This window comes from Bradyrhizobium sp. MI1.11 (genome assembly GCF_055811255.1).
This window is the reverse complement of sequence record NZ_JBVVPM010000002.1, coordinates 1-14,181: the sequence shown is the minus strand read 5'-3', so window position 1 is coordinate 14,181 and position 14,181 is coordinate 1. Positions and strand designations below refer to the sequence as shown.

At 62.3% G+C, this 14,181-nt stretch carries 10 protein-coding genes and 1 pseudogene; 7 read left to right on the top strand and 4 right to left on the bottom strand.

Features of this window, described 5'->3' with window-relative positions; genetic code table 11:
• Nucleotides 1-179 precede the first annotated feature (179 nt).
• Nucleotides 180-734, top strand: a complete 555-nt coding sequence (locus tag AC0L30_RS01930) for a flavodoxin family protein (protein ID WP_473403698.1) — start codon at nt 180-182, stop codon at nt 732-734.
• A 317-nt stretch (nt 735-1,051) separates the two neighbouring features.
• On the opposite strand, the gene AC0L30_RS01925 is transcribed toward AC0L30_RS01930, so the two are convergent.
• Nucleotides 1,052-1,291: a hypothetical protein gene (locus tag AC0L30_RS01925; protein WP_007603303.1), complete on the bottom strand. Its 240-nt coding sequence runs from the start codon at nt 1,289-1,291 to the stop codon at nt 1,052-1,054.
• Between the two features lie 227 nt (nt 1,292-1,518).
• Here AC0L30_RS01925 and topA point away from each other — a divergent pair, with 227 nt between their 5' ends.
• The 6 genes from topA to rpmG all read left to right on the top strand — a co-directional run bounded on the left by topA (nt 1,519) and on the right by rpmG (nt 9,694).
• Nucleotides 1,519-4,263 carry a type I DNA topoisomerase gene (topA, locus tag AC0L30_RS01920; protein ID WP_219684940.1) on the top strand — a complete coding sequence of 915 codons (2,745 nt, stop codon included), beginning with the start codon at nt 1,519-1,521 and terminating at the stop codon, nt 4,261-4,263.
• Between the two features lie 7 nt (nt 4,264-4,270).
• Nucleotides 4,271-6,622, top strand: coding sequence for a ribonuclease R (gene rnr / locus AC0L30_RS01915; protein ID WP_473403697.1), 2,352 nt, complete (start codon nt 4,271-4,273; stop codon nt 6,620-6,622).
• Nucleotides 6,616-7,050, top strand: coding sequence for a DUF983 domain-containing protein (locus tag AC0L30_RS01910; RefSeq protein ID WP_007603299.1), 435 nt, complete (start codon nt 6,616-6,618; stop codon nt 7,048-7,050). The genes rnr and AC0L30_RS01910 overlap by 7 nt, the downstream gene beginning before the upstream one ends.
• Before the next feature lie 32 nt (nt 7,051-7,082).
• Nucleotides 7,083-7,829 carry an NUDIX hydrolase gene (locus tag AC0L30_RS01905; protein ID WP_007603298.1) on the top strand — a complete coding sequence of 249 codons (747 nt, stop codon included), beginning with the start codon at nt 7,083-7,085 and terminating at the stop codon, nt 7,827-7,829.
• A gap of 247 nt (nt 7,830-8,076) precedes the next feature.
• Nucleotides 8,077-9,402, top strand: a complete 1,326-nt coding sequence (locus AC0L30_RS01900; protein ID WP_007603296.1) for an LLM class flavin-dependent oxidoreductase — start codon at nt 8,077-8,079, stop codon at nt 9,400-9,402.
• A gap of 124 nt (nt 9,403-9,526) precedes the next feature.
• Nucleotides 9,527-9,694 (top strand): 50S ribosomal protein L33, encoded by a 168-nt coding sequence (rpmG, locus tag AC0L30_RS01895; protein ID WP_007603295.1) that lies wholly within the window; start codon nt 9,527-9,529, stop codon nt 9,692-9,694.
• A 1,046-nt stretch (nt 9,695-10,740) separates the two neighbouring features.
• Here rpmG and plsY read toward each other — a convergent pair.
• From plsY to AC0L30_RS01880, 3 genes and pseudogenes are all read right to left on the bottom strand, one after another.
• Nucleotides 10,741-11,424, bottom strand: a pseudogene (gene plsY / locus AC0L30_RS01890) (glycerol-3-phosphate 1-O-acyltransferase PlsY).
• Nucleotides 11,425-12,167: 743 nt separating this feature from the next.
• Nucleotides 12,168-13,484 carry a calcium-binding protein gene (locus tag AC0L30_RS01885; RefSeq protein ID WP_473403696.1) on the bottom strand — a complete coding sequence of 439 codons (1,317 nt, stop codon included), beginning with the start codon at nt 13,482-13,484 and terminating at the stop codon, nt 12,168-12,170.
• A gap of 77 nt (nt 13,485-13,561) precedes the next feature.
• A complete protein-coding gene (locus AC0L30_RS01880) occupies nt 13,562-13,807 on the bottom strand; it encodes a hypothetical protein (RefSeq protein ID WP_473403695.1) in 246 nt (81 codons plus the stop codon).
• Between the last annotated feature and the right edge of the window lie 374 nt (nt 13,808-14,181).

The window sequence follows — 14,181 nt, the reverse complement described above, 5'->3', positions numbered from 1 at the left end:
AATTTTTACACGTCCACCCCCCCACCCCCCGTTTTTGGCGCCCCCACAAAAAAAACCATCCCGCCCCCCGTTCACCCAGTCTGGATTACTTCGCTGCGCTCGCAATGACGGCGTGGCGGGACCTGTACAAGACATCGACAGCGTCAAAGATGGCGAGGTCCCACCAAAGTGGCACCACCATGCCCCTGCTCGCCATTGTCTATTTTTCCACCTCCGGCACCACCGAGAAGCTGGCGCATGCGGTTGCGCGCGGAGCGGATGGCAGGGCGCGGGTCACGCTCTGTCGCATCACCGGCGGCGACATCGTGTCAGGCCGCTTCCAGAATGAGAGCTTACTGGAGACGATCGACCGCGCCGACGCAGTTGCATTTGGCAGCCCGACCTATATGGGCGGACCAGCCGCTCAATTCAAAGCGTTTGCCGATGCTTCAAGCGATCGATGGAGCCGGCAACAATGGGCCAACAAGTTCGCAGCCGGGTTCACCACCGGCGCCTGCGCAGGCGGCGATCAACTCCACACACTGACCTACTTTTCCATTCTGGCCGCGCAGCACGGCATGCTCTGGTGCGGGCTGGATATTCCCGGTGGGGAGGATCCGAGTGGCCGCAATCGTTTGGGCAGCCAGCTTGGCCTTGCGACGCATCTGGTCGACAGCGCCTTGCCTCAGACCGACCTCAGCACGGCCGAATATCTCGGTCAGCGATTGGCCAAAATGGCAAGCCGCAACGGCTAACCTCACCCGTCATTGCGAGCGTAGCGCCTATCAGGCGCATGTGCTGACGGAAAAGGTCCGTGGTAGCTTCCCGACGCGGATACCACGCTGAAGCCGCGGCCGCCGCCGCGGCGGCGGTCAGCGGGTGCGCGCCATCTCTCCAACGTCGTCCTGGCGAAAGCCAGGACCCATTATCCCAAGCAGGAGTTTGGCGAAGACTCGTCACCCGGAATTCGCACCGCACTCAGGTCGATAGACCTCGCGGTATGGGTCCTGGCTTTCGCCAGGACGACTCGGAGAGAGAGACAGCGTAATCGATTCCGCTCGGCCTCCCCCCTTCACGACAGCTTGCGCTTGCTCCGCAGCCGCAGATGCTCGTCGGCCTCGAGCTTGGTCATTCCCAGGAGATAATGCAGCACGTCGAGCTTGTGGCGCTCGGCGAGCTTGCGCAGCGCCCCGACCTGCTCGGCGATGAAGGCGACCGCCTCCTCGACGCCGCCCTCCCCCGGTTCCTCGTGACGCGAGCCTCCCGCCGCGCGCGATGCGGCGCCGGCCCGTTTCTTTCCTGGCTTAGTCACCAGCCCCCACCCGAATCCATGCCCCCTAGAAACATTACGCCGACATCGGCCGCAACTCAAAGGTGGTATTTTGCAACTTTCTCGATATGAAACTTTTCCCATCGGGATAGCTTTCAACACCCCTCGATTTGACAGCGAGGGCCTCACCACCCATGTTCGGGACGAAAGGGCCGACCCGAATCTCATCGAATTCGGCCCCAAATTTCCCCATAAGTTACTGGAACTACATGAATATCGTCATTGTGGAGTCGCCGGCGAAAGCCAAGACGATCAACAAGTATTTGGGCTCGTCCTACGAGGTTCTGGCCTCGTTCGGCCATGTCCGGGACTTGCCGGCGAAGAACGGCTCCGTCGATCCCGACGCCAATTTCAAGATGATCTGGGAGATCGATCCCAAGGCGGCCGGCCGGCTCAACGACATTGCCAAGTCCCTCAAGAACGCCGATCGCCTGATTCTCGCCACCGACCCTGATCGCGAGGGCGAGGCCATCTCCTGGCACGTGCTGGAGGTCTTGAAAGAGAAGCGCGCGCTCAAGGACCACAAGATCGAGCGCGTGGTGTTCAACGCCATCACCAAGCAGGCGGTCACGGACGCCATGAAGCATCCGCGCCAGATCGACGGTGCGCTGGTCGACGCCTATATGGCGCGCCGCGCGCTGGACTATCTGGTCGGCTTCACCCTCTCCCCCGTGCTGTGGCGCAAGCTGCCGGGCGCCCGCTCGGCGGGCCGCGTGCAGTCGGTGGCGCTGCGGCTGGTCTGCGACCGCGAGCTCGAGATCGAAAAGTTCGTTGCGCGCGAATACTGGTCGCTGATCGCGACCCTGCTGACGCCGCGCGGCGACGCCTTCGAGGCACGTCTGGTCGGCGCCGACGGCAAGAAGATCCAGCGGCTCGACATCGGCACCGGCGCGGAAGCCGAAGACTTCAAGAAGGCGCTGGAAGCCGCCAGCTACGCCGTGACCACGGTCGATGCCAAGCCGGCCCGGCGCAATCCGCAGGCGCCCTTCACCACCTCGACGCTGCAGCAGGAAGCCAGCCGCAAATACGGGTTTGCGCCGGCGCATACCATGCGCATCGCGCAGCGGCTCTATGAAGGCATCGACATCGGCGGTGAGACCACCGGACTCATTACTTATATGCGTACCGACGGCGTGCAGATCGATCCGTCCGCGATCACCCAGGCGCGCAAGGTGATCGGCGAGGATTACGGCAACGCCTATGTGCCGGACGCGCCGCGTCAGTACCAGGCCAAGGCCAAGAACGCCCAGGAAGCCCACGAAGCGATCCGGCCGACCGACATGTCGCGCCGCCCCGACAGCATGAGCCGCAAGCTCGAGTCCGACCAGGCGAGACTCTATGAACTGATCTGGAAGCGCACCATCGCGAGCCAGATGGAATCGGCCGAGCTGGAACGCACCACGGTCGACATCACGGCGAAGGTTGGCGGCCGCACGCTGGACCTGCGCGCCACCGGCCAGGTCGTCAAGTTCGACGGCTTCCTCGCGCTCTATCAGGAAGGCCGCGACGACGAGGAGGACGAGGACTCCCGCCGCCTGCCCGCGATGAGCCCCAACGACGCGCTGAAGCGGCAATCGCTCGCCGTCACCCAGCACTTCACCGAGCCGCCGCCGCGCTTCTCCGAGGCCTCGCTGGTCAAGCGCATGGAAGAGCTCGGCATCGGCCGGCCCTCCACCTATGCCTCGATCCTCCAGGTCCTCAAGGACCGCGGCTACGTCAAGCTCGAGAAGAAGCGCCTGCACGGCGAGGACAAGGGCCGCGTCGTGGTCGCGTTCCTCGAAAGCTTCTTTGCCCGCTACGTCGAATACGACTTCACCGCCAATCTGGAAGAGCAGCTCGACCGCGTCTCCAACAACGAGATTTCCTGGCAGCAGGTGCTGAAGGATTTCTGGACCGGCTTCATCGGCGCGGTCGACGAGATCAAGGATCTGCGCGTAGCCCAGGTGCTCGACGTGCTCGACGAGATGCTGGGCCAGCACATCTATCCGGCGCGCACCGATGGCGGCGACATCAGGCAATGCCCTAGCTGCGGCAACGGACGGCTGAATCTGAAGGCCGGCAAGTTCGGCGCCTTCGTCGGCTGCTCGAACTATCCGGAATGCCGTTACACCCGTCAGCTCGCCGCCGACGGCGAGGCCACGGCCGATCGTTCGCTCGGCCAGGACCCTGATACGGGTCGCGATGTCTGGGTCAAGGCCGGCCGGTTCGGTCCCTACATCCAGCTCGGCGAACAGAAGGATTATGCGGAGGGCGAGAAGCCGAAGCGCGCGGGCATTCCGAAGGGGACTTCCCCTGGAGATGTCGAGCTCGACCTTGCGCTCAAGCTGCTGTCGCTGCCGCGCGAGATCGGCAAGCATCCGGAAACCGGTGAGCCGATCACCGCAGGTCTCGGCCGCTTCGGGCCGTTCGTGAAGCATGAGAAGACCTATGCCAGCCTCGAAGCCGGCGACGAAGTGTTCGACATCGGCATCAACCGCGCGGTGACGCTGATCGCGGAGAAGATCGCCAAGGGACCGAGCCGCCGCTTCGGCGCCGATCCCGGCAAGGCGATCGGCGATCATCCCAGCCTCGGCACCGTCACGGTGAAGGGCGGTCGCTACGGCGCCTATGTCACGGCGGGCGGCGTCAACGCGACCATCCCGAGCGACATCGAGAAAGATGCCATCACGCTGCCGCAGGCGATTGCACTGATCGACGAGCGCGCGGCCAAGGGCGGCGGCAAGAAGCCGAAGAAGGCGGCCAAGCCCGCCAAGGCCAAGAAGGCTGCGGCGAAGGCCGCCGACGGCGATGACGCCGCGCCAAAAACCAAAAAGCCGGCCGCGAAGAAGGCGGCCAAACCCAAATCCGAATCCACCAGCAAGGCGCGCGCCGCCGTGTCGTCGACGGCCAAAACGTCGCCGACCAAGGCAGCTGGCGCCAAAGCTCCGGCCAAGAAAAGTGCCGGCACCAAATAGAGGTTAAGTGAAACGCAAGAATGACCGTGGCTTTCCCGACAGGGCAGCCATCGTCGCCTTCATCAAGGCAAATCCCGGAAAGGTCGGAACCCGCGAAATTGCGCGCGAGTTCGGCCTGAAGAACGCCGACCGCATCGAGCTCAAGCGCATGCTGCGCGAGCTCGCCGACGACGGGCTCGTCAAGAAAAAGCGCCATACGATTTCAGAGCCGGACAGCCTGCCGCCGACGCTGGTCGCCGACATCACCGGCCGCGACGCCGACGGCGAGCTGGTCGCCTCCCCCACCGAATGGGACGAAGTCGAAAGCGGCGAACCGCCAAAGATCCTCATCACGATGCCGCGCCGGCCCAAGCCCGGCACCGCGGCCGGCGTTGGCGATCGCGCGCTGCTACGGGTCGAGCGCTCCGACGAAACCGAAGGCCCGGCCTATCGCGGCCACATCATCAAGGTCTTCGACAAGACCAAGAGCCGCATCCTCGGCGTCTTCCGCAGCCTGCCCGAAGGCGGCGGGCGGATCATCCCCGTCGACAAGAAGTCCGCCGACCGCGAGCTGAACATCGCCCCGACCGAGACGCACGGCGCGCAGGACGGCGATCTCGTCAGCGTCGACATCATCCGCTCGCGCGGCTTCGGGCTGGCGTCGGGCCGCGTCAAGGAGAAGCTCGGCTCGGTCAAGTCGGAGAAGGCGATCAGCCTGATCGCGATCTACGCGCACGACATCCCGCTGCAATTCCGCCCCGCGGCAGAGCGCGAAGCCGAAGCGGCGGAGCCGGCCAATTTGAAGGGGCGCGAGGACTGGCGCGACGTCCCACTCGTCACCATCGATCCGCCGGATGCCAAGGATCACGACGACGCGGTGCACGCGCAGCCGGATCCTGATCCCAACAACAAGGGCGGCTTCATCGTCGATGTCGCCATCGCCGATGTGAGCTTCTACGTGCGACCGGGCACCGCGCTTGACCGCGACGCGCTCGACCGCGGCAACTCGGTCTATTTCCCCGACCGCGTCGTGCCGATGCTGCCCGAGCGCATCTCCAACGATCTGTGCTCGCTGGTGCCGGGCGAGCCGCGCGGCGCACTCGCGGTGCGGATGATCATTGCGCCCGACGGGCGCAAACGCTCGCACAGCTTCCACCGCATCCTGATGCGCTCCGCAGCCAAGCTGAGCTACGCCCAGGCGCAGGCCGCGATCGATGGGAGGCCGGACGACACCACCGGCCCCCTGCTCGATCCGATCCTGCGGCCGCTTTATGCCGCCTATGCCTGCGTCAAGCGCGCGCGAGACGAGCGCGATCCGCTCAATCTCGATCTGCCCGAGCGCAAGATCCTGTTGAAGAGCGACGGCACGGTCGACCGCGTCGTCGTGCCCGACAGGCTCGACGCGCACAAGCTGATCGAGGAGTTCATGATCCTCGCCAATGTCGCGGCAGCCGAGATGCTCGAGAAGAAATCGCTGCCGCTGATCTACCGCGTGCATGACGAGCCGACCCTGGAAAAGGTCCACGCGCTCGCGGAATTCCTGGAGACGCTGGACGTTCCCTTCGCGAAATCAGGCGCGTTGCGCCCCGCTCTGTTCAACCGCGTGCTGGCGCAGCTCGAAGGCCACGACCATTTTCCGCTGGTCAGCGAGGTCGTGCTGCGCGCCCAGGCACAGGCCGAATACTCCTCGGAGAATTACGGTCATTTCGGCCTGAACCTGCGCCGTTATGCGCATTTCACCTCGCCGATCCGCCGCTATGCCGACCTCGTCGTGCACCGTGCGCTGGTTCGCGCGCTCGGTCTCGGCGAAGGCGCGCTGCCCGACACCGAGACGCCGGAAACGTTGAGCGAAGTCGCAGCCCACATCTCGGTCACCGAGCGGCGCGCGATGAAAGCGGAGCGCGAGACCGTCGACCGCCTGATCGCCCATCACCTCGCCGACCGCATCGGTTCGAGCTTCCAGGGTCGCGTCTCCGGCGTCACGCGCGCCGGCCTGTTCGTCAAGCTCGCTGAGACCGGCGCCGACGGCCTGATCCCGATCCGATCCCTCGGCACGGAATATTTCAACTATGACGAGGGCCGCCACGCCCTCGTCGGCACGCGCAGCGGCACCATGCATCAGCTCGGTGACGTCGTCGACGTCCGCCTGATCGAAGCAGCTCCCATCGCAGGCGCGCTGCGCTTCGAGCTGCTGTCATCGACGGGTGAGACCGCGCCGCGGCACCGCAGGTCCTCCGGTCCGCAACGCCGCCCCTCGTTTAAGGCGCATCCGGGGCGCAGTCCCGACAAGAAGCGCAAGCCGGACAAGCCGAAGCCCGGCAAAGGGAAAAAGACAAAGGGAAAAAGCAAGGGCAAGGGTCAGAAGGGCAAGGCATGGTGAGCACAGCCCCGAAGATCTGGACCCGCGAGACCGGCCTCGTCGAGAAGCGCGACGTCTTTGCTGCGATAAGGCGCGGCTTTCGCGGCCGCTGCCCGCGCTGCGGCGAAGGAAAGCTGTTCCGCGCCTTCCTGAAGACCGCAGACAATTGCGCGGTCTGCGGCCTCGATTTTACGCCGCACCGGGCCGACGATCTGCCCGCCTATCTCGTCATTGTCATCGTCGGCCATATCGTGGTGCCCAGCATCCTCTGGATCGAGACCAATTACACCACGCCGGTCTGGATCAGCTTCGCGGCCTATCTGCCCTTCACCTTCGTCGCCTCGCTGGCGCTGCTGCAGCCGGTGAAGGGAGCCGTGGTCGGATTGCAATGGGCCCTGCGCATGCACGGGTTTGACGAGAACCCGACGGATGGTATTCCGCCGGTGTAAGCAAAATAAGCAAAAGTGGTTTGGGTGAGGACATGACGGATACGGCGCAGGCGGAAAAGGCGAAGATCCACGAGGGCAAGGAAGCCGACCATCATCCCTATTTCCGCCCGCGGGATGCGGCGACACTGATCCTGGTCGACCGCAGCGGAGCCATTCCAAAGGTCCTGGTCGGCAAGCGCCACGACAAGGTGGTGTTCATGCCCGGAAAATTCGTTTTCCCCGGCGGCCGCGTCGACAAGGACGATTTTCGCGTGCCGTGCGCGGCGCCTGTAACCGCCGAGCTCGAAGCCAATCTCGCCAAGGGCAGTCCGAAGACGCCGGCCTCGCGCGCCAAGTCGCTGGCGATTGCCGCGATCCGCGAGGCCTGCGAGGAAACCGGCCTCTGCCTGGGACGCAAGGCCGAGGGCAAGGCGAAACTGGAAGGCGCCTGGAAGCCGTTCGCGGATGCGGGCCTGTTGCCCGATCCCTCTAGCCTGTTCCTGATCGCGCGCGCGATCACCCCGCCCGGCCGCGTCAAGCGGTTCGACACGCGCTTCTTCACGGCGGACGCCTCCGCGATCACCCATCGCGTCGACGGCGTGATCCATGCCGATGCCGAGCTTGTCGAATTGGTCTGGGTCGAGCTCGGCTCAAAGCCGCTCGCCGATCTGCATCCGATGACGCGCAATGTGCTCAACGAGCTCGACGCGCGCCTTGCCGCCGGCCCGCTCCGCCATGATGCGCCGGTGCCGTTCTTCCATTTCTACGGCGGCAAGATGCAGAAGGATATTTTGAGCTGACTGGCCGCGCGGGCCCACGTCTCTCCTCCGTCATTCCGGGACGCGCGTAGCGGCGAACCCGGAATCCATTCAACACCGTCCTTGCTGCTCGATGGATTCCGCGTTCGCCGCTACGCGGCGCCCCGGAATGACGCGAATGTGCTGAGCGCGCATCGAAAAACAAAATAATCTTCCCGCCTCCCCCGATGGCGGAGTTCCTGGGCATGCCTATGTCTTCCGGAACGACACCAAGAACGGACACCGGGCGATGGCACAACGGCAACTCAAGCTTGGCGCGTTCATGCGCCCGATCAGCATCCACACCGGCGCCTGGCGCTATCCCGGGGCCTGGCCGGACGCCAATTTCAACTTCGGCCACATCAAGACGCTGATCCAGAAGCTCGAGGCCGGCAAGTTCGACGCCTTCTTCATGGCCGATCACCTCGCCGTGCTGAACATGCCGGTCAATGCGCTGAAGCGCAGCCACACGGTCACCTCGTTCGAACCGTTCACGCTGTTGTCGGCGCTCTCCGCCGTCACCGAGCGGATCGGCCTGATCGCGACGGGCTCGACCACGTTCGACGAGCCCTATCACGTCGCGCGGCGCTTCGCCTCGCTCGACCATCTCAGCGGCGGGCGTGCGGGCTGGAACATCGTCACCACCTCGAACCCGGATGCGGCGCTGAATTTCGGCCTCGACGACCACATGGAGCACGCCGAGCGCTACAAGCGCGCCCGCGAGTTCTACGACGTTGTCACCGGCCTGTGGGATTCCTTTGCCGACGACGCCTTCGTCCGCGATGTCGACAGCGGCGTGTTCGTCGATCCCGCCAAGATGCATGTGCTCGACCATCACGGCAAATATCTGAAAGTGCGCGGTCCCCTCAACATCGCCCGCCCCGTCCAGGGCTGGCCGGTGATCGTGCAGGCCGGCGCCTCCGAGGATGGCAGGCAGCTCGCCGCCGAGACCGCGGAAGCCGTCTTCACCGGCGGCGGCAGTCTTGCCGACAGCCAGAAACTCTATGCCGACATCAAGGGCCGCATGGAGAAGGTCGGCCGCGATCCCGAACACCTCAAGATCCTGCCCGGCGCCTTCGTCGTGGTCGGCGACAGCGTCGACGAGGCCAGGGAGAAGCGCGCGCTGCTCGACAGCCGCGTGCATTACGACAGCGCCATCGCCTCGCTCTCGGTCATCCTCGGCACCGATACCTCCGGCTTCGATCCCGATGGACCGCTTCCCGAAATTCCCGAGACCAACGCCAGCAAGAGCGGCCGCCAGCGCATGGTTGACCTCGCCGCTCGCGACAAGCTCACGGTGCGCCAGCTCGCCCAACGCGTCGGCGGCTATGGCGGGCTATCCTTCGTCGGCACGGCCAAAACCATCGCCGACCAGATGGAGGAATGGCTGGTCGGGCGCGGCTCCGACGGCTTCAACATCATGTTCCCGTTCCTGCCCGCCGGCCTCGACGATTTCGTCGACAAGGTGGTCCCGGAGCTGCAGCGCCGCGGGATTTTCCGGAAAGAGTACGAAGGGCCCACTTTGAGAGAGAATCTGGGCCTGCCGCGGCCGAAAAACCGGTTCTTCGAGGCCTGATTGGCCCGATTTGAGTGCTTTTCGAGCCCTAAAATCTTGACATCAGGCGGTTTCTGGCTAGGTTGCCGGCCAACGCGGGCCATTTGGCCGGCTCCAGATTCCCTTCATTCCTGAGGTACTGAACATGGCCAAAGCGGTCACCATCAAGGTCAAGCTCGTGTCCTCGGCCGACACCGGCTTCTACTACGTCGCCAAGAAGAATTCGCGCACCATGACCGACAAGCTGGTCAAGAAGAAGTACGATCCCGTCGCGCGCAAGCACGTCGAATTCCGCGAAGCCAAGATCAAGTAAGAAGATCAAGTAAGATCGCGGAACGTAGAAGACTTTTGCGGGGCCCTTTCGGGCCCCGTTTTATTTTGGCCCCTCTCTCGTGTCCCGGACGCGCAGCAGCGCCCCGTGGACGTGACGCTGCGCTGCGACCGGGGCACGAGAGCTGAGCTCGGCGCGCGAGTCATCGCCAGTTATTCTATCAACCCTCGGTTGCCCGCCTCCAAATGTATGTTACCGTGCACTTGCCGGGCGGAATGTCCGTCCCGGCTTTGGAAGGACATGGTCATGAGATTCTCATCAAGCCTTGTCGTGCCTTCAGCCGTCGCTGCCTTGTCGACCGTCTTGCTGTGCGCGCCGGCAGCGTCGCAAATCCCAACCGGCTCCGCCGCCACGATTCCCCCCGTCACGGTCGACGCGCCGAAACAGGTGGCAAGGCCGCATCTGTCGGAGCGGGGAGTAAACACAATTGCGCCGCGTCGGACTGTATCAACAGCTCGAACGCCAACCGCGCGCACGCCTTCCTATGCGCCGGGTTCTGTGATGGGGAGGATTGCCAGCCTGGAGAAAGTCGCCAGCAGCTGCAACGGCGGCTGTGCATCAAGCTTCCGGCACGGCAACGAGCCCTGGATTGGATGCAGCGAGTCGGGCGGTAACGTGAACTATGGACCTTTCTCGCCAACGTGCCGAGACACCATCACCCATACATCCTACGAGAATTGCGTCGAGACGAAGGTGTTCCTGGGCGAGTTTCGAAACAGAGCTCACTGGTTTTGCAGCAGCCTGCAGGCCGGCAACAGGTTCAAGGTCGCCGATCTCAAGCGGTCAGGACGCACGCGTTAGTCCATGCTGCCAGCTGGTCGCGCGCGGGCACGTCGGATTCAGTGAAGCCAAGACAAACAGGATCGCGGGATAGACTACGGACTTTCGACGGGGCCCGGTGGGCCCCGTTTTGTGCGCTCTGGTGTCCCGGGCGCGCTGCGACGCGCAAGTCACCCGCACAGCGTTCAGGCCCGTTCGACGACCGGGCGTTGCGGCACCTCAATAAGCGGCCGCCGATGAGTCCTGTGCTAAACCTGCGCTTCCGCTTTCGTACCCTGGCCATTTCGAACCAGACGCGGCTCCGTTCCCGCCAAAAGCCTTTGGATGTTGGCACGATGGCGGATGATCACGTAGAGGCCGCCTCCGATCACCAGCAACCGATACGGCAATGGGTGCTCGACCGCGCAGACAAGAACAATTGCCGTCAACGCCGCGAGCATCGAGTTCAAGGAAACGATCCGGGTCATAGCCAGCACGAAGCCAAAGGCGGCTGCAGCCCCCAATCCCATGGGCCACGACATCGCCAGCAACACACCGAGCCCGGCCGCGGCCGACTTGCCGCCCGTGAAGTTCAGCCAGATCGATCGGCTATGTCCCAACAGCACGGCAATTCCAGCCAGACAAAACAGCCCATGGCACCCAGACCTGCAGATCAGACGCTGTCGCCGGCGGGGATAATTCCGCGTACAGCCAAGGACAGAACGAACGCGCGACGATAATGGCACCCACGCCCTTCAGCACATCGCCGACGAGCACGAACAAGGCAGGCCATTTGCCGAGAGTGCGCAAGACATTCGTTGCCCCGCTGGACCTGGAGCCATGCCTTCGGATGTCGATACCCCTGAGCAGTTTCCCCGCCAGATAGCCCGTGGGGACCGAGCCGAGGAGATAGGCCATCAACAACCCAACCGCGCCGCTGTCCAAAAAGCCATGGGTCTTAGGTCCAGTTTGAACGCTGTTCTATCCCCGACTTCGTCTGACCGCCATGGGTCACAAGCCGCCGCCGATGCAGGTTCAGGTCGGCGTCCGGATGACCGGCGAGACCGGACTTCGCGGCGGCTCGGGCGTTCTTCGGCTTAAGGCCAAAAGCTCGCCTCGCGCCAATTGCTCAATTTCTCCGAACTTGGTCGACTGGATCTTTAACGAGGCGAGGCTAATTGCGAGAATGGTAGTTAACCCGGGAACGAACGATGAGATGGCTCAGGTGGCAGTTCACGCACAGTGACGTCTTCGTCGTCCTCTTTGCCGTTGTTCTGATATGTGTCTGTACTGTCGTTCTTGTTCGATATCCGTCCGTTCATCAGGCGTCTGGCTTCGGCCCAGATTGGGATTGCAAGAGCGTCCCCAACAGTGAGCCAGTTTGCATCAAGAAAACTAGCCATTAGCTTGACGACTGCTATGGGTCACAAACGGTCCTCCACCGGCTGGGCGCGGCAGGTCAGCTACGGGCCATAAGCGGTCCTGGACCGGTTGCTTGTGGCAGGTCGGCTATGGGTCTTGGCTGTGTGAAAACGCCAGGACGCTTGGCGGCGATAGAACAAGTTATTCGCTGAAGACCATCTTCGCAGTCGAACGCGAAAGTGCATTGAACTTAGAAAGCGAACTGAAGAATGTAATTCTAGCTCGGTTTCGATCTTGGTCGATTCCCACTGGATCGTAGCCGCTCGCGCGACGCCTAGATCAAGAGGTCATGCGGCGCGAAAATGAAATCCTGAGGCCTGAGTGCTTCCTCGCTATGCACCACAAGGTCATTGCCTGAGCTGAGCGTGATCGTGCTTTCATGTGTCGTGGGATCAAACGCTGAGATGGTAACTCCACTGAAGTCCTCGATGCCAAGCGTAGATACATCGATGTGGTCGGCTCCCAAATTCGAGAGACCCTGGCCGAAGTCCTCGATCTTGTCGTGTCCATTATTGAAGTTGAACACGAAAGCATCGTTGCCTCCGTTGGCGTCGCCTAGCATCACCTGAGCGTCACCCCACATGTCGTCGTTTCCGGTGCCGCTAATTAGCTTATCATTGCCGCCACATGCATTGTCCGCCATGGTCTGGGCATCCCCGAACAGGGTGCTGTTAAACGTCCCGATTGCCTGTGCAGCCGTCACATTCAACCCTGTAAGAATGTCGCAGCCCCCGTAAGCACTGTCCGACATAGTTTGGCCGTCGCCAACGAACACGATCGTGCCATGTGCTTGAGCAAAAGAGGGAGGTGCGGCAGTTAACAGGTCATTCCCGCCCTGAGCATTGCCAGACATGCTTTGTGCGTCGCCTACACCTAGACTGCTTCCGCCGGATTGACCGATAACCAATGTGTCGTTGCCGCCGCGAGCGTTGCCGGACATTGTCGATGCATCGCCATAGATTAGAGCGGTGGAATCGGCAGCCCCGCTGAATGTGTCGTCGCCGCCAACGGCCTGGTCGCCGAGGTTGCCGCCCGCGTCCCCATAGAAGAATAGACGGCCATCATTGCCTGCGATGAAGTTGTCATTGCCACCATGCGCGTGGTCCGACAGGCTGCCGCCCGCATCGCCATAGAATGTGCAATCACCTTGCCCGCTGCTGTTGATGACCGTATCGTTGCCACCAATGGCATGGCCGCTCATATTGCTCCCAGCGTCACCGTAGATGACGGCCGTGTTCTGTAAGCCCTTCAGCTTAAAGATGTCATCGCCGGCCAGCGTGTAGTTGGAAATATCTCTGCCTGCGTCGCCATAGAGCATGTAGTTTCCATCGTGATGAAAGCCCTGGCTGAGATCAAGAATATCGTTGCCAGCGACGCCGTGGCCCAAGATGTTGCCGCCCGCATCGCCATACATCACAACCGGCTGATGGGCATCCGATTTGAGCATCCCCACGAACAAAAGTGTATCGTTGCCCCCGGTTGCGTAGCCGGAGATATCGCCTCCAGCATCGCCAAACATACTGATGTTGAACGGCAGATTGCTGACGCTAGCCGTCAGGGTGTCATCGCCGCCGGTCGCATGACCGGACATGTTACCACCAGCATCACCGTACATACTTAATTTGACAGGAACAAACGACGAGGGATCTGTAGGAGAGACCGTGGCATTTAGACTGTCATTCCCGCCAGCGCCGTAGTCGTAGATATTTCCGACTGCATCTCCGTAAAGAGCGAGCGTCGAGAAGCTACCATCCGCGTTGATGGTGTCATCTCCACCGCGAGCATGATCCAATATGTTCTTCCCGGCATCACCAAACACACCATTGGTTGAATTGAAAAGCCGGTTAAGACATCATCAGTACCGAATTGATGATCGAAAAGATTGCTGTCCGTAATTGGAATACGTTTGACCATGGTTTTCCTCCTTGAAATGACGGAAGCTTATTAGTCAAAGCGTTTATGATTGATCGTCTGTTGAGCTGCACAAGGAATTGCTTCCTGAACAAAAGCATCGGGCTCAACGGCACCTTTCAGAAGACCGTCGATGCCACAACCGGAAAACTGGATGCTGGTCAGGCTATGTCTATTGCGATCACCTAATGGCACTGCACTAAAATTGCCTACAACGTTGCATTCATAGCACCCGACCGTATCTGCGCGCATCACTCGAAGGCGATTAACTCGCATGCTGGCGGAAAATTAAACTCTTTAGTCGTCCGTTAAGAAGCCGAATTGAGCGGGGCCGGACAGGCGGGCGTGCGCCAGAGCTGGATCAGGAACAGGCACAA

What these genes read in the sequence shown, in the direction of transcription:
- AC0L30_RS01930 (WP_473403698.1), top strand. Translation starts at nt 180, where the DNA reads ATGCCCCTGCTCGCCATTGTCTATTTTTCCACCTCCGGCACCACCGAG.
- topA (WP_219684940.1), top strand. Translation starts at nt 1,519, where the DNA reads ATGAATATCGTCATTGTGGAGTCGCCGGCGAAAGCCAAGACGATCAAC.
- AC0L30_RS01910 (WP_007603299.1), top strand. Translation starts at nt 6,616, where the DNA reads ATGGTGAGCACAGCCCCGAAGATCTGGACCCGCGAGACCGGCCTCGTC.
- AC0L30_RS01905 (WP_007603298.1), top strand. Translation starts at nt 7,083, where the DNA reads ATGACGGATACGGCGCAGGCGGAAAAGGCGAAGATCCACGAGGGCAAG.
- AC0L30_RS01900 (WP_007603296.1), top strand. Translation starts at nt 8,077, where the DNA reads ATGGCACAACGGCAACTCAAGCTTGGCGCGTTCATGCGCCCGATCAGC.
- rpmG (WP_007603295.1), top strand. Translation starts at nt 9,527, where the DNA reads ATGGCCAAAGCGGTCACCATCAAGGTCAAGCTCGTGTCCTCGGCCGAC.
- AC0L30_RS01885 (WP_473403696.1), bottom strand. Translation starts at nt 13,484, where the DNA reads ATGTCCGGTCATGCGACCGGCGGCGATGACACCCTGACGGCTAGCGTC.
- AC0L30_RS01880 (WP_473403695.1), bottom strand. Translation starts at nt 13,807, where the DNA reads ATGGTCAAACGTATTCCAATTACGGACAGCAATCTTTTCGATCATCAA.